Origin of the sequence: Bradyrhizobium sp. Gha, from assembly GCF_900113735.1 — a bacterium.
In the GTDB taxonomy this organism is placed as follows: domain Bacteria; phylum Pseudomonadota; class Alphaproteobacteria; order Rhizobiales; family Xanthobacteraceae; genus Bradyrhizobium.
Map to the genome: position 1 here is coordinate 146,706 of NZ_FOQM01000014.1, position 20,153 is coordinate 166,858.

A 20,153-nucleotide genomic window follows, 5' to 3' on the forward strand; every position below is an offset into this window, starting at 1 on the left:
AGCGGCACTGGCGCTAAGGCATTGGTCGCCGGGGTGGGGCGGACGGTTCACGGCCCCGCTGTCTTGCTCACGCGCAGCCAAATCCTCCGCTGTCATGCCCCGGCTTGACCGGGGCATCCAGTACGCCGTGGCGTCTCGGTTCAAAAACTATTGTCTCTGGAGTACTGGATCACCCGCATTCGCGGGTGATGACGCCTTTGTTGGGGATCGCGTGTGCGATCAATCACGTCCCAGAATCAAAACCGCCGCGTCCCTTCCGGAACGCGGCGGCTGGTGATGCCAGGTCGGCGCGATCAGCTGTTGCGCAGGCCGTCGGCGGCGCGCTTCCACTGAGCGACGTTGTCGGCGATCATACGGGTCGACTTCATCGCGGCTTGGCTCAGCTGGGCGTAACCGGAGATCTCGCGCTGGACGCGCTGGCCTTCGGCGTGGAGCAGGTCGCGCAGGCTCTCGAGCTCGGAGATCAGATTCTCGATCTCGGCAAGCGAGGTGCCGGCGACGCGCTGGATCAGCGAGTTGACGTTGGTGACTGTCGCTTCGGCGCTCGGATCGAGCGGCGGCGAATCCGTGGCCGTGGTGGTCGCGGCGGGCCGGCGCAGATAGGCGATATCGTTGCGGACGAAATCGCGGATGCCGGCTTCGACTTCCGTCACGGCGGCGAGGTTGCTGTCGACCGTCTCGGTCTCGGTGGTCTCGGTCTTTTCCGGACGCATGGCGTTCATCGTTATTCCCCTGTTCGCGTTGAGCGCGGCGCGAGTGTCCCCCGCACGACGATGTGTGTCAGGCCGGCGCATCTGGGCTTCGGATTTTGACCGCAACGGGGCCGAGATGCGGCAAGGCCGGACCATTCGGGGGCTTTGCCGTGGCGCATGGTTACGAGAGTCTGAAGAAGGCTCACCAGCTCTTCTTGAATCCGGCCGTGAGGCTCTTGTTGACGGCGCCTTGCGAGGTCTCGCCGACCGAGCCGGAGACGGTGACGTTGTCGAACAGCTTCTGCTCGGCGCCGACCTTGCGCAGCCATTTGTCGTCGTTGGTCGACATGGTCTGGCCGGCTGTGATGCTGGTGCCGGTGTCGGTGAGGGTCACCTTGGCAGACTGGTCGGTCTCGTAATTGCGACTGATGTGCCCGCCGACGCCGGGCAGCGCCGAGGTGCCCTGCTGGTTGACGCTGTAGCCGTTCTGCAGCGTCAGGGACGTATCGCCCGACAGCGGCAGCGATTTGGTCAGCGACGCCGCGAGCTTGCTCTGCTCGGTGCCGGGATCGACACGGGCTTCGACCGCGGTCTTGTCCCAGACGACGCCAGCGCCCGGCGCGGTGGCGGCGGCCCAGGCGCTGCCGGAGGACTGCGGCAGGTTGCCGCCATTGGCGGCCTTCTCCGCCAGCAGCTCCGACATCGTGGTCGGCTCTTTCGTCACCGTCATGTCGGCACCGATGTGCGTGTCCCAGAACGGCGACACCGACTGCTTCACGGTCACGGCCGAGGAGCCATTGGCATTGGCGTTGGTCGACCAGTCGAGGCCGTTACTGGCGGTGGCCTTCGCGCGCTTCTTGGCGGCGATGATGTCGTTGAGGGTGCCGGCGTCGATGGCGAGCTGGCTCCAATCGAGCTTGTCGACATCGATGCCCCTGAGCACGTCGGCGTCGTTGACATCGGGGGCCGTTTCAGCGAGCTCGGCTTCCTCGTCGTCGGGCGCCGTCGCACCGGGGGCGGGGGAGAAAGGCGGAATGATCTGCGCCTGGGCCGTCAGCATCGCGCCAAAAATGAACGCGGCCGCCATCGGCAGCCTGATCCGGCCTAAACCTGTCGAGAATTCCATTGCCTTGCCCGCGAGCCCAGTTCGCGCGGAAGATGCGGAACTATCGTTGCGAAATTGTGGCGTTCAGAATAGCGAACCAACGGGCCGCGCGAAAGGCGCGCGCCCGATGACGAGCTTCTCCACGACGCCGTCCGGCGGGGCTGGAGGCCATGACGAAGTCGCGGGAGCATCAATCGACCGGTCCCGCATTGCGGAGCCCGTTGGTGTCCCCCTCAGCCGGCGCTGGTCCTCCTTGGCAGGTGAATGGCGCGGCCGAGTGCCTGCTCGACCAGATCGAACGTGTCGACCAGCACGCGCATGCTGATGAGCGTGTCGGCCCTGAACTGGGCGAACTGCGCCACGCGCAAGCTGATCGGCTTGTCGGAATCCAGGGCCGTCAGCGAATAGCGCAGCATCGAGGAGGCGGAATCGGTGCCGAGCATGATGCTCTCGCGGTCGAAGCGCCGGACGCGGAAATTGTCGGCGAGCTGGCGGATGACCTGGAGCACGGCCGCCTTGCCCTGGCGTGCGCCCAGGAACGGAAACATGTCGATCGGGCCGTAGATCGCCCACTCGACGTCCTCGTCGATCAGGGTCTCGATATCCTCGAAATGCCGGTCGTTGATCGCGCGGTGCAACGCACGCGAGAAACGCCAGAGACTGTGCTCTGTCATTTTGGGGCGTCCTGAAAGTGGCTTGCAGAAAAACGGAAAACGCCCCCATGCACAGCAAGGTGCCGAAGGGCTGGTCAATTCATTCGTACACGAACAAATACGGGATTTCTGGAAAAACTCAAATCACGTTTTTGCAATGCACGAGTGAGCGCGAAATGTGAGATTTGCAATAGAATCCCGTAATTTTACTGGTCCGGGCTACGGGCCGGCCCGGTCGCGGGCCCCGGCTCGACCGCGATGACGTCGTCGCGCATGGCCAGCAGGGCGAACAGCATGCCGCCGCCGATCCCGCCGATGGCGGCCCCCGCCGGCATGAAGGTGAAAAACACCAGCATGCCGCTATAGCCTTCGAAACTCGTCGTATGCGCGATCTCGACCCAGGCGAGCCCGGCCCCGATGCCTAGCGCGGCTCCGCCCAATGCGCCCAGGAACAGTCCCAACATTGCAAGCAACGCAACTTTCATCGGCACCGATCCCCAGCCGGCGTTCACAACGTCCCCTGATCAGTCGAAGGAGAGGCGAGGGAGGTTCAAGCCCGCGACGGTGCCCGTGTCGACCTGGCCTTCGGGATGACGGCGGCGCATCTCACCACGCGGCGAGTGCGGGAACCCAGCGCGTTTGTGTTCGTTGAGACGCCGGACACCGCAGGAGACATCCATGAAATCCCCGCTCATCGCGATCACCGCCGCGCTCCTCGTGCTGGGCGCGGGCTCCGCCGCCAACGCCAAGGGCTGCATCAAGGGCGCCATCGTCGGCGGCGTGGCCGGCCACTATGCCGGCCATCACGGCATGCTCGGCGCCGCCGCCGGCTGCCTCTACGGCCGCCACCATGCCAAGGAGCAGGAGAAGCAGCAGCAACAGAGCCAGGTGAACGGCCAGGGCAAGCTGTAAGCGCTTCTTCTATCTGCATCGGCGTCTACTCTGTTTCTCCGCAAGCCGTGGGGCTATCGCGTTTGGAAGTGGTTTCCTTGCGCATCCTTCGAGACGCCCGCCGCTGGCGGGCCCTCAGGATGAGGGCGGAGTGCGCGGCAGCAGTTTTAGCGGGCGCCGATGCCGTTTAGCCTCATCCTGAGGAGACCGCGCAGCGGTCGTCTCGAAGGGCGAGGCGTGCGCGCAGCTCGCCTACTTCGTCAGTCGCTGGCCAACGCGCTGTTCGCAGTCACGCATCGGCTCGTGATGACCGTGCTGATGCTGTCGGTGGTGGGGCGAGCCTGGGCTAGAGGGCGCTTCGCCGTTTCAGCGAGCTACCTCTTCTTCCACCCACCCCGTCGTCCCGGCGCTCCTCCCGTCGACTTCGGCGCCGGCCCGAACTCCGGGCCTGACTGCCGCGAGTCCGTCGGCTGGATGATCCGGCTCGTGCTGCCGAACGGCTTTGACGGCAGCGACTGGTTTTCACGATAGGGCAGCGATTCCGGGCCGTGCATCTCGTCGAGATGCGGCTTGTGCACGCGTGAGCCCTTGCCGCCGCCGGCCTTGAGCGCTGTTGCTGCACTCCTGTTCTTCATGGCGCTGACCGGCAAATTGGCGGCGTCGCCGTATTTCCTGGTGCCGGCGTAGGCGCCGGCCTTGACCTGCACGGTGCGCTGCTTGGCGGTGGGGTCGTCGACCACGGCGAGCTCGGTGGCGCGCAGGCGCTTGACCTCGTCGCGGAGGCGAGCGGCTTCCTCGAAGTTCAGATCGGCGGCGGCCTCGCGCATGCGCGTCTCGAGATCGGCGAGCACGGCTTCGAAATTGTGGCCGATCGAGATGACGTCGTCGGTCATGTCGTGGCCGCCGACCTCGACCAGCACGTGGTCGCGCTCGTAGACCGAGTTGAGGATGTCGCCGATCTGCTTCTTCACGCTTTCCGGCGTGATGCCGTTGGCGTTGTTGTACTCGACCTGCTTCTCGCGGCGACGGTTGGTCTCGGCGATGGCGCGCTCCATCGAGCCCGTCATCTGGTCCGCGTAGAGGATCACCTTGCCGTCGACGTTGCGCGCGGCGCGGCCGATGGTCTGGATCAGCGAGGTCTCGCTGCGCAGGAAACCTTCCTTGTCGGCGTCGAGGATCGCGACCAGCGCGCATTCGGGAATGTCGAGGCCTTCGCGCAACAGGTTGATGCCGACCAGCGCGTCGAACGCGCCCAAGCGAAGGTCGCGGATGATTTCGATGCGCTCGATCGTGTCGATATCGGAGTGCATGTAGCGGACACGGATGCCCTGCTCATGCAGATATTCGGTGAGGTCCTCCGCCATGCGCTTGGTCAGCACCGTGATCAGCGAGCGATAGCCGGCCTGCGCGGTGGCGCGCACCTCGCCGACGAGATCATCGACCTGGGTGCGGGCGGGGCGGATGTCGACGGGCGGGTCGATCAGCCCGGTCGGGCGGATGACCTGCTCGACGAACACGCCGCCGCTCTCGTTCAGCTCCCAGCTGCCCGGCGTCGCCGATACCGCGATCGTCTGCGGCCGCATCATGTCCCATTCCTCGAAGCGCAGCGGGCGGTTGTCCATGCACGACGGCAGACGGAAACCGTATTCGGCCAGTGTCGCCTTGCGGCGGAAGTCGCCGCGGAACATGCCGCCGATCTGCGGCACGGTGACGTGGCTTTCGTCGGCGAACACCAGCGCGTTGTCGGGGACGTATTCGAACAGGGTCGGCGGCGGCTCGCCGGGCAGCCGCCCGGTGAGATAGCGCGAATAATTCTCGATGCCGGCGCAGCTTCCCGTCGCCTCCATCATCTCGAGATCGAAGGTGGTGCGCTGCTCCAGCCGCTGCGCCTCCAGCAGGCGTCCCTGGTTGTTGAGCTGGTCGAGCCGCTGCTTCAGTTCAGATTTGATCGACTTGATGGCCTGCACCAACGTCGGGCGCGGCGTCACATAATGCGAGTTGGCGTACATCTTGATGAATTCGAGCTCGTCCTGCTTGTGGCCGGTGAGCGGATCGAACTCCTCGATGGTCTCGATGGTGTCGCCGAACAGGTTCACGCGCCAGGCCCGGTCCTCATAGTGCGCCGGGAAGATGTCGATGACGTCGCCGCGCACGCGAAACGTGCCGCGGGTGAAATCGGCCTGGGTACGCTTGTACTGCAGCGCGACGAGGTCGGCGATGAGCTGGCGCTGGTCGATGCGCTCGCCCTTCTTCAGCGCGAAGGTCATCGCGGTGTAAGTTTCGACCGAACCGATACCGTAGATGCAGGATACCGAGGCGACGATGATGACGTCGTCGCGTTCGAGCAGCGCGCGCGTCGCCGAATGGCGCATGCGGTCGATCTGTTCGTTGATCGAGGAGTCCTTCTCGATGTAGGTGTCCGTGCGCGGCACATACGCTTCCGGCTGGTAATAGTCGTAATAGCTGACGAAGTACTCGACCGCGTTGTCGGGGAAGAAGCTCTTGAACTCGCCGTAGAGCTGGGCGGCGAGCGTCTTGTTCGGAGCCAGGATGATGGCGGGCCGTTGCGTCGCCTCGATCACCTTGGCCATTGTGTAGGTCTTGCCGGAGCCGGTGACGCCGAGCAGCACCTGCGAACGGTCGTTGCGCTGGATGCCCTCGACAAGCTCGGCGATCGCGGTCGGCTGGTCGCCGCGCGGCTCGTATGGCGACTTGATCTCGAAACGCACGCCGCCTTCGGACTTTTCCGGGCGCGGCGGCCGGTGCGGAGTCCACACTTTCGTGGAGCCGTCGTCCTTGCGGAACTCCGGCCGGCCCTCGCGGATCAGCGATTCCAGTGCATCCGCAGTCGCCTTGACGCCGAGCGCCTCCATCTTGCTGCGCGGCGGACGCGCCAGCGCCTCGGCATCGTCCTCTTCGGTGGGCAGGCCGAGCTGACGCGCCAGTTCCGGATCGAGCGTCGGGATCGTGGCCGCAGTTCCGTAATTGGCCTGCGGCGCCTCGCCAAGACCTTCGGTCGAGGCGCGGGCTCCTGCCGGCTGCGGATTGGGCCGCAGCGGCATCGGCCGCATCGAATCCTGCGGAAACTCCCTCGGGGTCGAAGCGCGAGCCCGATGCGCAGCGGCCTCGCCCCCCGCGCGGCGATCGCGCGAATTGTCCGGCGGCGGCTGCAAGCCGGTGCCTGATCCTAGCCCGGCGTCGCCGCGATTGATCGCGGGATTGAGCAATTCAGCCAGGGCCGGCCCGATCGGCTGCACATCCGGCCGATGTGCCTTCGAATTCGGTGCTTTGGCTTTGGGAGATTTCGGGGGAGCGGGTTTCTTCGCCATGCCCGGAATATGGGACGAGTCCGCCCCTCAGAAAAGAGCGAATGCCGTTCCGTGCGCAGGCTGCTGACAGCAGGTTGGCAGCAGCCTTGTTCAGTGATCCCTGGCGACTTCAGCCGGCAGGGGCCCGTCGCCGTCGACGGCCGTCGGGCGCGGCTTGAGGATATCGAGATGGATCCCGCCGCAATCGACGCAGCGCATGGTCCAGTACTCGCATCCGGCGCGGCCGCCGATCACACGGAGCACCGAGAGATCGCCATCGCATTCCGGGCATATCGCCAGCACCTTGCGCGAATAGATCCTTGGCCCTGGATCGTTGTCGTATTCGATGACTGACATGAACCGGTGTCCCCTGTTGCCCTTCAGTCCTGTTGCCGTCGGCTATTCGTCGTCGCGGTCGTCGGCGCGGTGGCGGAAGCGGTCGATGTGATGCTTGGCGTCGGCGATCGCGGCGTCGGAATCGGGCCAGGCGAAGCCGACTTCCATGGTCGGAAACAGCACGCCGTCGATGGCAACCGGGCTGAAATCGGCCCGCCGGATACGGGCGTGCCACAGTCCCTTGCCAGCTTCGAAGGATTCGATGTCAAAGCCGTCGTAAAGGGTGGTCATTGGTGGTCCCCAAATGGTCTCGTGCCGGAGGGTTAGAGGACCACGTTTGCGGATTTCGAAATGTGAAGCGGTTCACAAGCGGCCGGCTTTTTTAGGCCTGATGGCTCAGGCGTCAGCTCCGCGCTGAGGCGCGTCCGGGCCGCCGCGGCCTCGCTGCGGGTTCCGCGGCCGCCCGCATGATCCAGCGGCGGAACGCGGCAAAGTCGCGCTGTTCGCTCTGGAAACTGCGGTAGAGCAGGTACCAGCGCATGCCCTTGGGCACAGAGAGCTCGAAGAACGGCGCCACCAGCCGTCCGGCGGCCAGATCGTCGTCGATATAGGGCCGGATGCCCATGGCGATGCCGAGCCCGTCGGCCGCGGCCTGCAGCGCCTGGCCGTAGAACTGGAACTCGGGCCCGCGTGGATTGATGCGGGTGAGGTTCGCGGCCTTCAGCCAGAGCGGCCAATCCTGCGGCGAATGCTCGACGCGGATCAGGCTCGGGCCTTTGAGGTCGGCCGGCCGCTTCAGGCTGGCGGCGAGGCGGGGCACGCAGACCGGCGTCAGGTCGCCGGCGAACAAGGGCTCGGCGACGAGCCCCGGCCAGTCGCCGGTGCCGAGCTTGATGCCGCAACTCCAGTCCTCGCCGAACGGCACCGACGCCCCGCCGGTGGTGAAGCGCACCTCGACGTCGGGCTCTTCGTTGCGAAACTCCGACAGCCGTGGAATCAGCCAGCGCATCGCAAAGGTATGTCCGACGCCGATGGTGAGCACGCGCACGCTGGACGGCGCCGTCACCTGCGCGGTGAGGCTGGCGAGCGCGTCGAAGATCGGCGTCAGCCCGCTCTGATAGGCGCGGCCCGCCTGCGTCAGCACCAGCCTGTTGGCCTTGCGCTCGAACAGCGCGACCCCGAGCCGCTCTTCGAGGAGATGGACCATGCGGCTGACGGCGGCCGCCGACACGCTCAGCTCGACGCCAGCCGCAGCAAAGCTGCCGGTCCGCGCCGCCGCCTCGAATGCCTTGATGCCGTTGAGAAAGAGCAGTCGTCGCAACGGAGTCGACCCTCAGGAAAGCTGATGCCAGGCCAAGATAACTCAGTTTGCGAAGGCAGGGCAAGCGAGGCACAAACATCAGCGTAATTCATGCTGATTTGCCGACGCGGGCAGTGTTCTTCGCCTCTCCCCGCAAGCGGCGACGGAGTGCAGACAGCCTGCATCCCCAACCTTTCGACTGGAGACCCCGCGTGACGCCCATCATGATTGCTGCCCTTGGATTGCTGATGGTCGGCACCGCGTTCCTGTCGGGGCTGTTCGGCATGGCGGGCGGGCTGATCCTGATCGGCGTGCTGCTTGCCCTGATGCCGCTGCCGACCGCGATGGTGCTGCATGCGATTACGCAGATGGCCTCGAACGGCTGGCGCGCTTTGCTGTGGCGCAAGCATATCCGCTGGCGGCCGGTCGCAAACTACATGGTCGGCGCTGCCATTGCCCTGGCGGCCTGGTCGCTGACCCGCTACGTGCCTGACAAGCCCATGGCGCTGTTGATGCTGGGTGCCACGCCGTTCATGGCGCGGCTGCTGCCGACCAATATCAAGCCCGACCCTGATCGCCTCTGGCAGGGCACCGTCTATGGCACGATCTGCATGGGCTTGATGCTGACGACCGGCGTCTCCGGCCCATTGCTCGACACCTTCTTCCTCGGCGGCAATTTCGGCCGGCGCGAGAAGGTGGCGACCAAAGCGATGTGCCAGATCGTCAGCCATTTCACCAAGCTGATCTATTTCGGCGGTGTCATCGACCAGGCCGCCTCGCTCGATCCCGTGCTGGCCGGCGTTGCGATCGCGGCCTCGATGCTGGGCACCACGCTCGCGCGACGCCTTCTCGAGGCCATGACCGACCAGCAATTCGTAGCCTGGTCGAACAAGTTGATCACCACCATCGGTTGCTACTACATCGCCTATGGCGGCTGGCTCCTGCTACGCGTGCCGGTGCTTGCCGCGTTGACCAAGGGAGGTTTGCAATGAACGAGACGGCCGACCCGCTGGTGCTGGATTTCGTCGAATGGATCGCGCGCGAGCCACGCGCCTATGCCGAGGTGATCGCGACCTGGAAGACCTCGTGCCCGCGCCTCACCATCTGGGAGGACGCCGCCGATCGTGGCTTCGTCGCACGCCAAACGCTGCCCGGCCTCGGCCTGGTCATCGCCGTGACGGAAGACGGCGAGAGGCTGCTGCGAACCAACGGGCGGTAGTTTGCTCTCGGCGGAGGTAAAAGACGCGGAGCGCTTCTGCCTCCACATCGCCATTGCGAGCGCCAGCGAAGCGATCCAGAATGCCTCCGCGGTGAAAGACTGGATTGCTTCGCTGCGCTCCCAATGACGGAAAACAGATATGTCGCTCAAACTCTACGAACTCGTCGGCACCGATGCCTCGCGCCCGTTCAGCCCCTTTTGCTGGCGCACGCGGATGGCGCTGGCGCATAAGGGGCTGACGGCGGAATCGCTGCCATGGCGCTTCACCGAGAAAAGCGCGATCGCGCCGCACGGCTCGGAGAAAGTCCCGGTGCTGCTGCATCACGACAAGCCGGTGGTCGATTCCTGGGCGATCGCGAACTATCTCGAAGACAATTTTCCGGATCGTCCCTCGCTGTTCGGCGGCGAAGGCGGCCGCGCCATGGCGCGCATGATCAATGCCTGGGGCGATATCGCCATCGTCGGCGGCATCTTTCCGCTCATCATCGCCGACATCCCGAAGAATCTGGCCGAGGTCGATGCCGCGTATTTCCGCCAGTCGCGCGAGGCGCGGTTCGGCGGCAAGACACTGGAAGAGATCATGGCGAGCCGCGACACCGGCGTCGTCGCGTTCCGCAAGTCGCTGGAAGTGATGCGGCAGACCTTCAAGACGCAACCCTATCTCGGCGGCGCTGCGCCGAACTATGCCGACTACATCGTGTTCGGTGGTTTTCAATGGGCACGTGTGGTGAGCCCGTTCAGGCTGATCGAGGCCGATGATCCGATTTACGCTTGGCGCGAAAAGCTGCTCGATGCGTTCGACGGCATGGCGCGGAGATCGCCGGGGCATCCAGTTTAGATTTCGTCGGGTGGGTTAGCTGTGCAGATGCGCGAAGCGCATGTGCAGGGCGTAACCCACCTCGTTGCTTTCCGCGGAGACAGAAGAGGTGGGATACGCCTTCGGCTAACCCACCCTACGATGCTACGGTCTCCGCCGCCGCCTTCCGCAAACATTCCCGGCACAAGCAATCCTCGCCCTTGATCGGCATCGGCAGCTTGGCCGTCTCCTCCGCGCACCAGCAATGGGCCGTGAGATCGCAGCCGAACTCGGTGCCGCAGCGGGAACAGGCGAGGCGGCGCGGGGCCGGTCGTGGCAGCGTGATTTCTTTCGGAATTGTCATGATTCAGGTCGAAGCTTTGCCGTCATTTTCATGCCGGGTTCATCTGTCGCTGCAGTATATTAAGCGCCGCGTGCAAACCAGGAAAGTGGTTGGCAACGCGCGGAGAACAAATCGATGGCCCGCGATTCGCAAGCCGCTCTCGTCGCGCTGAACCGCTTCGGCTTCGGGCCGCGCGGCGGCGCATCCGGCGATCTCGTCAATGCAGCCTCCGACGCCAGGGGTTTCGTGAAGGCGGAACTGGCGCGTCCCCATGGCGTGCTGCTGGAGGCGCCTGGGCTGCAATCGACGCCGCAACTCGGACAGGCTGCATTCGCGTATCAGGACGAGGTCAAACAGGCGCGCGAAGCCGCGAAGGCGGCCACGCCGACCGAAGCGCCCGTTCCGCCGGCCGAGCAGAAGGCCGACAACCAATTGCGGCGAAATCTTTCGCTCAACACGGTGACCAACGAGATCGCGGGCCAGCAGATGGCTGATGCGAAGCAAGCCGGCGCCACCTTGAAACCCGACAGCATGCAGCCTGGCGTCTCCGCGCCGGCCGCTGCAAAACCGGCACAGCCGCTCAACGTGATCCAGAAGACCTTCCGCGCCGAGGCGCTGGCGCGGTTGCAGCGCGCGATGCTGGTCGATTGCGGCTTCACCGAGCGCCTGGTCGTGTTCTGGTCGAATCATTTCTGCATCTCCGCGAGCAAGGGCGAGTTGGCGCGGATGTGGGCCGGCGCCTTCGAGCGCGAGGCGATCCGCCCGCATGTCCTGGGCCGCTTCGCCGACATGCTGAAAGCGGTCGAGCAGCATCCGGCGATGCTGTTCTTCCTCGACAACCAGCAATCGCTCGGACCGGATTCGCGCGCCGGGCAGAACCGCAAGCGCGGGCTGAACGAAAATCTCGCGCGCGAGATCATGGAACTGCATACGCTGGGCGTCGGTGGCGGCTATACGCAAGGCGACGTCACCTCGCTCGCGCGCATCATCACTGGCTGGACCTTTGCCGGCCGCAAGGGCCAGCTTGGCGCGCCCGGCGCGTTCGTCTTCAACGCCAATGCGCATCAGCCGGGGCCGCAGGTGCTGCTCGGCAAAACCTATGAAGCGAATGGTCTCGCGCAGGGCGAGGCCGCGCTTGCCGACATTGCGCGGCATCCGTCGACGGCGAATTTCATCGCCACGAAATTCGTCCGCCACTTCGTCGCCGACGATCCGCCACCGGCGCTGGTCGCGCGGTTGCGCGACGTCTTCGTCAAGACCGATGGCGATCTCAAGGCACTTGCCACGGCGCTGGTCGACTCCGACGAGGCATGGAAAGCGCCGCTGACCAAGATGCGCTCGCCCTATGATTTTCTGGTCGCGAGCGGCCGGCTGCTCGCGCGCGTGCCTGAGGATCCCGGTTTCTATCTCAATAGCCTGAACCTGCTCGGCCAGCCGTTATGGACCCCGGCCGGGCCGAACGGTTTTCCGGATACCGCCGCGGCCTGGGCCGCGCCCGAGGGCATCAAGCTGAGGCTCGACATCGCCTCGCAGATGGGCGCGCGGCTCGGACCCAACATCGATCCGCTCGACCTGCTGGAATTCGCGGCGGCGGACGCGGCGTCGGCCGAAACGCGCAGAACCATCGAGCGCGCGGAATCGCGCCAGCAGGCGCTGGCGCTGCTGCTGATGTCGCCGGAAATTCAGAGGAGATGATGATGGTCGACTGTGTCGAAAACCGGCTCCTCACCTCGCGCCGCGGCCTTCTGCTCGGCGGCGCGTCGTTTGCGGCCTGGGCCTATTTGCCGAAATTCGCGCGCGCCGCCGACGGGCGCGATCCCCGACTGATCGTGGTGATCCTGCGCGGTGCGCTCGATGGGCTCGCGACCGTCGCGCCGATCGGCGATCCCGATTATGCCGGCCTGCACGGCTCGATCGCGCTCACGGCGGATGGCGCGCATCCCGCGCTGATGCTGGACTCCTTCTTTGGGCTGCATCCGTCGATGCCGGAATTCGCGCGCATGTACCGCGCCCAGCATGCCGCGGTGATTCACGCGGTCTCGACGCCTTACCGCGATCGCTCGCATTTCGACGGCCAGGACGTGCTGGAGAGCGGCTACGCAGGGCCGGGACGCGTGCAGTCCGGCTGGCTGAACCGCGCGCTCGAAGCGCTGCCGCGCGGCGAGCGCGTGTCGAGCGGACTTGCGGTCGGCCCCACCACGCCCCTGGTGCTGCGCGGCAACGCGCCGACCGTCGGCTGGGCGCCGGTCGCGCTGCCGCAGGCCGACGACGACACCGCGATGCGGCTGGTCGATCTCTACCGCCATCGCGATCCGGCGCTGGCCTCGGCGCTGACGCAGGGCCTGCAATTGGAGAAGGCTGCGAGCGGCGACGACATGAAGCCGAAGCCCGGCAATGCCGTCGCGCAGATGCGCCAGGTCGCACGCGGCGCCGCGAAGCTGATGGCCGCCGATGATGGCCCGCGCATCGCAGCGCTCGCTTTCGACGGCTGGGATACGCATGCCAACGAAGGCGGTCCCGTCGGGCGTCTCGCCTTCCTGCTCGGCGGGCTCGACGGCGCGCTCGCCGAATTCGAAAGCGGGCTCGGCGATCGCTGGCGCGATACCGTCGTCGTCGTCGCCACCGAGTTCGGCCGCACCGCGCGCATCAACGGCACCGACGGCACCGACCACGGCACCGGCACCATCGCGTTGCTCGCCGGCGGGGCTGTGAAGGGCGGCCGCGTCATCTCCGACTGGCCCGGCCTCAAGCCCGGCAATCTCTATGAGGCCCGCGACCTCAAGCCCACCACCGACCTGCGCTCGGTGATCAAGGGCGTGCTGCAAGGCCAGTTCGGCCTGTCCGATCAGGTGCTGGCTCAGACGGTGTTCCCGGACAGCGCCAGCGCAAGGCCGATGAAGGGGCTGGTCGCTTAATTCCATCAGTCCGTTCCCGCGCCTTGCGGCGCGTCGCGAAATGACGACATGATCGCCTGAGCATCAGGAGACCACCCATGTACATCGCCATGAACCGCTTCCGCGTCGCCAAGGGATCGGAAGCCGCCTTCGAGCAGGTCTGGTTGTCGCGTGACAGCCATCTGGACAAGGTGCCGGGCTTCGTCGAATTCCATCTGCTGCGCGGCCCCGAGCTCGAGGACCATACGTTGTATGCGTCGCATACGGTGTGGGCCAATCACGCGGCGTTTGACGCGTGGACCAAGTCGGAAGCGTTTCGTGCTGCCCATCACAAGGCCGGCGACAACAAGCCGCTGTATCTCGGCCATCCCCAGTTCGAAGGTTTCGAGGTGATACAGACGGTGGGACGCGGCGCGAAGTAGCGCGCCGCCAATCTCATCCCAGCGTGATCTTGTCGATCTCGGCGAGATCCTCGGCCTCCAGCCGCCAGGCGATTGCCTTGACGTTCTGCTCGACCTGGTCGACGCGGGTGGCGCCTGCGATCACGCTCGAGACCTGCGGGCGCGCGGCGAGCCAGGAGAAGGCGAGCTCGAGCATCGAATGGCCGCGCGCCTGCGCAAAGGCCTGGAGCTTCTCGACGATGTCCTCGTTGCGCGGCGTGACGTAGCGGTCGCGCAGCGCCGGTGCCTTGCCGAAGCGCGTATCGGCGGGCGCTGCTGCGCCGCGCTGATATTTGCCGGTCAACAGACCGCTCGCCAGCGGGAAGAACGGTAGCAGGCCGAGCTTGTATTCCTCGGCGGCGGGCAGCAAATCCTTCTCGATGTCGCGAACGAGGAGGCTGTACTCGTCCTGTGCCGAGACGAAACGGCCGACATTCATCGCGCGCGCGGTGAACTCGGCTTCCGCGATGCGCCACGCCGGAAAGTTGGAATGGCCGATGTAGCGGACCTTGCCCTGGCGGACGAGATCGTCGAGCGCGCGCAGCGTCTCCTCCAGCGGCGTCAGCGGATCGAAATCATGCTGCTGGTAGAGATCGATGTAGTCGGTCTTGAGCCGCGTCAGGCTGGCCTCGACCGCGTTCATGATGTAGCGCCGCGAGGCACCCTGCTTGGTGCCGTCGGCCGCCATCGGCTTGGAATATTTTGTGGCGAGCACGACGTCCTTGCGGCGGTCGCCGAGCACGGTGCCGAGCACGGTCTCAGAGCCGCCCTGGCCCGCATAGATGTCGGCGGTGTCGAACAGCGTGATGCCAAGATCGATCGCGCGGTGGATCACCTTGCGCGAGGTTTCCAGATCGGTGCGCTGGCCGAAATTGTTGCACCCGAGCCCGACCGCGGACACGCGCAGGCCGGAGCCGCCGAGATTGCGAATTTCCATGACAGGTCCTGTCAAAGGAGAGCAGGCGGCCATTGTGACCGCGCTGCGACGCAGCGGCAAGCACTTGCCTGCGTTGCAGCCATGCCGCCACAGACTTGCAGGCAAAAAAATGCGGCCCCAGTCAGACGCGGCGACTGACGGGGACCGCTTGGGGCGCTTGATCGGTGACGGGGGGCCTGATCAGACGCAAACGCAACCTAATCCCGGTGTGTTACGCGCCGGTGACATCAGGACTTATCCACAGGTGTGATGAGGATCAGAACAGCTTGCGGTAGACGATGAAGCCGGAGCGTTCCGCGACCTTGTCGTACAGGCTCTGCGCCGTGGTGTTGGTCTCATGGGTCTGCCAGTAGACGCGCGGCGCGCCTGCGAGCTTGGCGCGCTCGTAGACGCCGTAGATCAGTGCCGAGGCGACGCCCTTGCCGCGCGAAGCCTCGTTCGTGAACAGGTCTTGCAGATAGCACGACGGCTCGATGGCGGTGGTGCTGCGATGGAACAGGTAATGCGTCAGCCCGAGCAGCTTGCCGTCGCTCTCGGCGACCAGCGCATGCACCGGCTCATAGGCATCGAAGAAGCGCTGCCAGGTCATGCGGGTGATTTCGGGCGCCAGCGCGGTCGGGCCGGAGCGGCCGTAGAAGGCATTGTAGCCGTCCCACAGCGGCAGCCATTGATCGTAGTCCTGCCGGGTGACGGAGCGAATGACGAGCGACATCTGGGAAATCCGTGGATCGATCCTGCCCCTTCATACGTGATGATGGGCCCGTCGATCAATTGCGTTGCATCACTCCGCCACCCGAAGATAGCGGATCAGCTTCCGCCCCTGGGGATCGCGCAGCGAGCGATAATAGTCGGCGCGCGCCGGCGCGTCGGTGCGGCGCACGAGGTCGGTGACGGGCGTATAGCTCAGCATGCGGCCGCCGTCGGGCAGCGCGGTGCAGACGAAGCGCAGCACCTCGCCATTGCGCAAGGCGATGTTGATCGGCGTGGCATCGCCGATTCGCACCATCTCCATCCGCCGCGCGATGAAGAGACCCAGCTCATCCTCCGGCAGATCGAACGCGTCGGTGTCCCGGCCGTGATACATCAGCGCGATGAAGGGCGGCTTTTGGTCGGCCTTTTCGTCCGGCAGCGCGAAATAGTGACGGAAGGCGCGGTTGATGAATTCGGCGCGGGTCTCGGCGTCGAGCAGCACGATGCCGATATCGACCTGGTCGAGTGCGGCCGACAAGCGTGCCGCGCTGGCGTGGTTGTGCCGCTCGGCGGCGAAGGCAGCGAGCAGGCGTTCGCGCATCAGACCGGTGATTGCGGCGGTGCCGCCGGTCGTGAGCGCGAGCAGGGCGAGCTGAGCGAGATCCGTCGCGGTCATGCCCGCCGTTGAACGATCGCCGAGCGACAGCAACGCCGTGCCGATCACGGCGATGGTGGCGCTGCCAAGCGCCGACGCGAAGCCTGAGAGCGAAGCGGCCAAGGCCACGATGCAGACGAACAGCGGTGCGAGCGTGAGCGCATGACGATCGAGTAGGGTCGCCAGCAGTGCGATCGCCAGCGTCAGCACGGGACCGCATATGGTACGCCATCCGAACCGCATGGCCTGGCTCGTCCCTCCTTGAACGAAATAAGGCGATCAGACTGACCCATGGTTGCGCGAGCGCAATCCGGATTCGCTTGTTGCGCTTAACGGGCGCTTGCGAGCGCGCCCAAAGCTTTCGGATGATTTTAGACCAAATGGGCGTGCATGATGCGCGGTTGCGCGGCGGGCGCGTTCCATGTCGACGTTCCCGGGCCCTTGCGGGTGCCGACGAAGATCAACAGCGAGGCCGCGACCAGGATGGCCGCAGTCAGGGTGATTGCAACGATGACCACGGGCGATTTCATCTGTGTTCCATCGGGAAGCCATCAGGCGACGGGCCGCGCGGCACGTTGAACGCGATCCAGGATGGAACGGGGATCAGACCGGCAGGCCCATCGCCATGGTCGCCGTGGTCGACAGCACCGTGAGGGTGACGATCAGGCACAACGAGAGGGCGGCGACGGCGAGCGACGCCGCGACCGCGCTGGTCAGCCGGGAAGACGCGACGGTATCGGTGTGGCCCTGAAAGCCGACCGTGCCGGACGCCCGCATCATGGGTCTAAATCCTTCAACGTGCGAGCGAATCACCCGCGACGCCCGATAACTTCACAATTTCAACCGGCAATATTGGGGCAGCGATCGCGTTGAAAACGGCAGGATTGGGGCAAAGGTTAACGCAATACCCGCTATTTCTTAACGTTGCACCGATTTCAAGCCCCCGCCGCGATGCTGGCGGGGTTGCCGATGTCGGCGGGACGCCAGTCCATCGCCACGAAGCCGGGGGCAGCCTCGACGCGCTTGAGCCAGTCCCGGATCGCCGGGAACGGCGCGAGGTCGAAGTCGCAGCGCTCGGCAAGGTGGGTGTAGCCGTAAAGCGCGATGTCAGCGACGGTGAGCTGGCGCGCGGCGAAGTAGGCGTTGGCCTTGAGATGGTTCTCCATCACCTGGAGCGCGCCGTAGCCGCGCTCCATCCAGTCCTCCAGAGCGTGGGTCTGGAGGTCGCGCCCACCCTTGACCAGCGACAGCCAGAAATAGGCCGCACCGATATTCGGCTCGAGCGCGTGCTGCTCGAAGAACATCCACTGCAGCGCCTCGGCGCGATCGATGCGGTTCTCCGGCGCGAGCGGCGTGCCGACGGCAACGTACCAGAGGATGGCGTTGGACTCGGCAAGGAAGCGGTTGTCGCCGACCTCGAGCAGCGGCACCTGACCCGACGGGTTCTTGGTCAGGAAATCAGGCGTGCGGCTCTCGCCGCGCAGAATGTCCACCTCGACCGCTTCGTAAGGCTGGTTCAACAGCGCCAGCGCAAGGCGGACCTTGTAGCTGTTGCCCGAGCGCTGCATCGAATAGAGCTTGTACATTCTGGCAGTTCGATTCCGAAATCAGGGAGGTGCGGTGCTTGTTGTCCCGCATCGCGGCTAAACAATGATGCCGATGCGAATCCGCCGCAAGGGCCGGTCAATAGAAAAACTGGAAAACCCTACCGCACTGCAACGCCAGGAAAGATCATGTTCGTGCGAGGCCGGAAATCAGATCACGCTTGCGTCAACATGCACGACGCTCTGCGAAAGCGTGCGCGAGCGGGGCGATCAGCTTCAAGACATGAAAGCTTCCGCATTCCTCATGGACCAGGCATAGCCGACTGAAGGACGGCGTCGCGTCCGGCTCGCCTATGTCGCGGCCATCCACGCCTCGCCGCGCGACGCGGAGAATGTGGATGCCGGGACAAGGAAGCCATGACCGCGGAGAAGCTTCCGCATGCAACACGCAAAATTGCTCCGAGGACAAGCCTTGCCGGATATGAGGGGTTTGCGCGGCAAAGTTGCGGAAAATTGCGGGAAATCGAGCCTCAGCCGCACGAAATCCGTAAACTTTTTCGAGATCGGGCCGAAGTTTCTTGCGGTGCTGCGGCACACGTTTTAGGGTGTCTTCATTCCCACAATTGGAGTCGTGAGCAAAGGGTTCACGACGCTTGTCAGGAGATGACGATGTCCTTCCTTGCCGCTGCGCTCGACCGTGTGAAGCCGTCCGCGACCATCGCGGTCACGGATAAAGCACGCGCGCTGAAAGCGGCGGGCCGCAACGTCATCGGCCTCGGTGCCGGCGAGCCCGACTTCGACACGCCAGCCAACATCAAGCTGGCGGCGATCCACGCCATCGAATCGGGCAAGACCAAGTACACTGCGGTGGACGGCATTCCCGAACTGAAGGACGCGATCATCGCGAAGTTTCAGCGCGAGAACGGTGTCGCCTACAAGCCGAACCAGATCATCGTCGGCACCGGCGGCAAGCAGGTGCTCTACAACGCGCTGATGGCGACCATCAATCCGGGCGACGAGGTGATCATCCCGGCGCCCTATTGGGTCAGCTATCCTGAAATGGTGGCGCTCGCCGGCGGCGAGCCGGTGCCGGTGGTCTGCACCGCCGCTGATGGCTTCAAGCTCCAGGCCGCGGCGCTCGATCGCGCGATCACACCGAAGACCAAATGGGTCATCCTGTGCTCGCCGTCGAACCCGACCGGCGCCGCCTACACCAGGGCCGAGCTGAAGGCGCTCACCGACGTGTTGGTCAAGCATCCGCATGTCTGGGTGATGACCGACGACATGTACGAGCACCTCGTCTATGACGACTTCCAGTTCACCACCGTCGCGCAGGTCGAGCCCAGCCTCTACGACCGCACGCTCACCGTGAACGGCGTGTCGAAAGCCTATTGCATGACCGGCTGGCGTATCGGCTACGCCGGGGGTCCTGCGCAACTCATCAAGGCGATGTCGACCATCCAGTCGCAATCGACCTCGAACCCGTCCTCGATCTCGCAGTGGGCGTCGGTGGAAGCGCTGAACGGTCCGCAGGACTTCATCGCCGCCAACAACAAGGTGTTCAAGGAGCGTCGCGATCTCGTCGTCTCCATGCTCAACCAGGCCAACGGCATCGAGTGCCCGCGTCCCGAAGGTGCGTTCTACGTCTACCCGTCCTGCGCCGGCACGATCGGCAAGAAGGCGCCGTCGGGCAACGTGATCGCCAACGATGAGCAGTTCGTCACCGAGCTCCTGGAAACCGAAGGCGTTGCCGTCGTGCAGGGTTCGGCCTTCGGCCTCGGCCCGGCCTTCCGCATCTCCTACGCGACCAAGACCTCGGACCTCGAAGACGCCTGCAAGCGCATCCAGCGCTTCTGCGGCAATCTGCGCTAAGCGTGAGACACAGCTGACAAAAGGCCCGCCGCCGGCGGGCCTTTTTTGATGTCTTGGCAGGCGAAGGTTCCCATCGTGCGGGGCGCATCGCTCCCTCCTCGTCATTGCGAGCGCAGCGAAACAATCCAGAGTCTTTCCAAGGAGGGATTCTGGATTGCTCACATGGGGAGTTTGCGTGTCAAGGTGTTTGATCAGCTCTTTGTTCGATTGCAGGCCAGCTCTTCGTCCCGACCGTGGCAGTGTGAAGATGGCGCGCGCAGGTCACGTCAAGGTCGGCCCGGAGGGCCGCCGCGCAGCGGCTTGACCTTGACTTGACCGAGCACGCCATCAGGCTGGTGTGGTCGGGCGTAGCGGCGGAAGCTCCTTTCGGTTTGCGATCCAAGGGTCGAGCCGGTTTTGGCAATCTGGTTTGCATGCCAGATCAAACTCACATTCGGTCGTCGCGAGGGTCACGACTGCACCAACATTCCGCTTGCGG

The 20,153-nt window shown here is 65.0% G+C and carries 23 protein-coding genes; 8 read left to right on the top strand and 15 right to left on the bottom strand.

Annotated features, from left to right (window positions below; translation table 11 throughout):
• Positions 1 to 293 precede the first annotated feature (293 nt).
• The 4 genes from BM222_RS18770 to BM222_RS18785 form a co-directional block, all read right to left on the bottom strand.
• Positions 294 to 722: a hypothetical protein gene (locus tag BM222_RS18770; RefSeq protein WP_092230134.1), complete on the bottom strand. Its 429-nt coding sequence runs from the start codon at positions 720 to 722 to the stop codon at positions 294 to 296.
• A gap of 172 nt (positions 723 to 894) precedes the next feature.
• Positions 895 to 1,818, bottom strand: a complete 924-nt coding sequence (locus tag BM222_RS18775; protein ID WP_092230135.1) for a hypothetical protein — start codon at positions 1,816 to 1,818, stop codon at positions 895 to 897.
• 212 nt (positions 1,819 to 2,030) lie between these two features.
• Positions 2,031 to 2,471 carry a nuclear transport factor 2 family protein gene (locus BM222_RS18780; protein ID WP_092230137.1) on the bottom strand — a complete coding sequence of 147 codons (441 nt, stop codon included), beginning with the start codon at positions 2,469 to 2,471 and terminating at the stop codon, positions 2,031 to 2,033.
• A gap of 185 nt (positions 2,472 to 2,656) precedes the next feature.
• The gene (locus tag BM222_RS18785) at positions 2,657 to 2,935 is read right to left on the bottom strand and encodes a hypothetical protein (RefSeq protein WP_092230139.1); all 279 of its coding nucleotides are present in this window, start codon (positions 2,933 to 2,935) and stop codon (positions 2,657 to 2,659) included.
• Positions 2,936 to 3,128: 193 nt separating this feature from the next.
• On the opposite strand from BM222_RS18785, the gene BM222_RS18790 reads away from it, so the two are divergent.
• The gene (locus tag BM222_RS18790; protein ID WP_092230141.1) at positions 3,129 to 3,362 is read left to right on the top strand and encodes a hypothetical protein; all 234 of its coding nucleotides are present in this window, start codon (positions 3,129 to 3,131) and stop codon (positions 3,360 to 3,362) included.
• Between the two features lie 353 nt (positions 3,363 to 3,715).
• On the opposite strand, the gene uvrB is transcribed toward BM222_RS18790, so the two are convergent.
• The 4 genes from uvrB to BM222_RS18810 all read right to left on the bottom strand — a co-directional run bounded on the left by uvrB (position 3,716) and on the right by BM222_RS18810 (position 8,306).
• On the bottom strand, positions 3,716 to 6,670 hold the full coding sequence (gene uvrB, locus BM222_RS18795) for an excinuclease ABC subunit UvrB (RefSeq protein WP_092230143.1): 2,955 nt from the start codon (positions 6,668 to 6,670) through the stop codon (positions 3,716 to 3,718).
• A 90-nt stretch (positions 6,671 to 6,760) separates the two neighbouring features.
• Positions 6,761 to 7,006 (bottom strand): hypothetical protein, encoded by a 246-nt coding sequence (locus tag BM222_RS18800; protein WP_092230145.1) that lies wholly within the window; start codon positions 7,004 to 7,006, stop codon positions 6,761 to 6,763.
• A gap of 42 nt (positions 7,007 to 7,048) precedes the next feature.
• A complete protein-coding gene (locus BM222_RS18805; RefSeq protein WP_092230147.1) occupies positions 7,049 to 7,276 on the bottom strand; it encodes a hypothetical protein in 228 nt (75 codons plus the stop codon).
• Between the two features lie 112 nt (positions 7,277 to 7,388).
• Positions 7,389 to 8,306: a LysR substrate-binding domain-containing protein gene (locus BM222_RS18810; RefSeq protein ID WP_092230149.1), complete on the bottom strand. Its 918-nt coding sequence runs from the start codon at positions 8,304 to 8,306 to the stop codon at positions 7,389 to 7,391.
• Between the two features lie 191 nt (positions 8,307 to 8,497).
• Between BM222_RS18810 and BM222_RS18815 the strand changes: the two genes are divergently transcribed.
• The 3 genes from BM222_RS18815 to BM222_RS18825 all read left to right on the top strand — a co-directional run bounded on the left by BM222_RS18815 (position 8,498) and on the right by BM222_RS18825 (position 10,342).
• The gene (locus BM222_RS18815) at positions 8,498 to 9,277 is read left to right on the top strand and encodes a sulfite exporter TauE/SafE family protein (protein ID WP_092230151.1); all 780 of its coding nucleotides are present in this window, start codon (positions 8,498 to 8,500) and stop codon (positions 9,275 to 9,277) included.
• The gene (locus BM222_RS18820; RefSeq protein WP_092230153.1) at positions 9,274 to 9,504 is read left to right on the top strand and encodes a hypothetical protein; all 231 of its coding nucleotides are present in this window, start codon (positions 9,274 to 9,276) and stop codon (positions 9,502 to 9,504) included. The genes BM222_RS18815 and BM222_RS18820 overlap by 4 nt, the downstream gene beginning before the upstream one ends.
• Positions 9,505 to 9,643: 139 nt before the next feature.
• Positions 9,644 to 10,342: a glutathione S-transferase family protein gene (locus BM222_RS18825; RefSeq protein WP_092230155.1), complete on the top strand. Its 699-nt coding sequence runs from the start codon at positions 9,644 to 9,646 to the stop codon at positions 10,340 to 10,342.
• Between the two features lie 115 nt (positions 10,343 to 10,457).
• On the opposite strand, the gene BM222_RS18830 is transcribed toward BM222_RS18825, so the two are convergent.
• Positions 10,458 to 10,664 (bottom strand): cysteine-rich CWC family protein, encoded by a 207-nt coding sequence (locus tag BM222_RS18830; RefSeq protein WP_092230157.1) that lies wholly within the window; start codon positions 10,662 to 10,664, stop codon positions 10,458 to 10,460.
• A 114-nt stretch (positions 10,665 to 10,778) separates the two neighbouring features.
• Here BM222_RS18830 and BM222_RS18835 point away from each other — a divergent pair, with 114 nt between their 5' ends.
• The 3 genes from BM222_RS18835 (at position 10,779) to hmuQ (ending at position 13,959) form a co-directional block, all read left to right on the top strand.
• Positions 10,779 to 12,338 carry a DUF1800 domain-containing protein gene (locus tag BM222_RS18835; RefSeq protein WP_092230159.1) on the top strand — a complete coding sequence of 520 codons (1,560 nt, stop codon included), beginning with the start codon at positions 10,779 to 10,781 and terminating at the stop codon, positions 12,336 to 12,338.
• A 2-nt stretch (positions 12,339 to 12,340) separates the two neighbouring features.
• On the top strand, positions 12,341 to 13,558 hold the full coding sequence (locus BM222_RS18840; RefSeq protein ID WP_177243314.1) for a DUF1501 domain-containing protein: 1,218 nt from the start codon (positions 12,341 to 12,343) through the stop codon (positions 13,556 to 13,558).
• Between the two features lie 77 nt (positions 13,559 to 13,635).
• Positions 13,636 to 13,959 (top strand): heme-degrading protein HmuQ, encoded by a 324-nt coding sequence (gene hmuQ / locus BM222_RS18845; RefSeq protein WP_092230163.1) that lies wholly within the window; start codon positions 13,636 to 13,638, stop codon positions 13,957 to 13,959.
• Positions 13,960 to 13,972: 13 nt separating this feature from the next.
• Here the strand turns inward: hmuQ and BM222_RS18850 are convergent, their stop codons facing one another.
• From BM222_RS18850 to BM222_RS18870, 6 genes are all read right to left on the bottom strand, one after another.
• Complete coding sequence (locus tag BM222_RS18850; RefSeq protein WP_092230165.1) at positions 13,973 to 14,914, bottom strand: aldo/keto reductase; 942 nt, start codon at positions 14,912 to 14,914, stop codon at positions 13,973 to 13,975.
• Between the two features lie 256 nt (positions 14,915 to 15,170).
• Complete coding sequence (locus BM222_RS18855) at positions 15,171 to 15,626, bottom strand: GNAT family N-acetyltransferase (RefSeq protein WP_092230167.1); 456 nt, start codon at positions 15,624 to 15,626, stop codon at positions 15,171 to 15,173.
• 69 nt (positions 15,627 to 15,695) lie between these two features.
• On the bottom strand, positions 15,696 to 16,502 hold the full coding sequence (locus BM222_RS18860; RefSeq protein ID WP_092230169.1) for a PAS-domain containing protein: 807 nt from the start codon (positions 16,500 to 16,502) through the stop codon (positions 15,696 to 15,698).
• A gap of 128 nt (positions 16,503 to 16,630) precedes the next feature.
• The gene (locus BM222_RS18865) at positions 16,631 to 16,789 is read right to left on the bottom strand and encodes a hypothetical protein (RefSeq protein ID WP_092230171.1); all 159 of its coding nucleotides are present in this window, start codon (positions 16,787 to 16,789) and stop codon (positions 16,631 to 16,633) included.
• A gap of 73 nt (positions 16,790 to 16,862) precedes the next feature.
• Entirely contained in the window at positions 16,863 to 17,039 is a 177-nt protein-coding gene (locus BM222_RS41160) for a hypothetical protein (RefSeq protein WP_177243313.1), read from the bottom strand.
• Between the two features lie 155 nt (positions 17,040 to 17,194).
• Positions 17,195 to 17,845 carry a glutathione S-transferase family protein gene (locus tag BM222_RS18870; RefSeq protein WP_092230173.1) on the bottom strand — a complete coding sequence of 217 codons (651 nt, stop codon included), beginning with the start codon at positions 17,843 to 17,845 and terminating at the stop codon, positions 17,195 to 17,197.
• A gap of 627 nt (positions 17,846 to 18,472) precedes the next feature.
• Here BM222_RS18870 and BM222_RS18880 point away from each other — a divergent pair.
• Entirely contained in the window at positions 18,473 to 19,675 is a 1,203-nt protein-coding gene (locus BM222_RS18880; protein WP_092230209.1) for a pyridoxal phosphate-dependent aminotransferase, read from the top strand.
• Positions 19,676 to 20,153 lie beyond the last annotated feature (478 nt).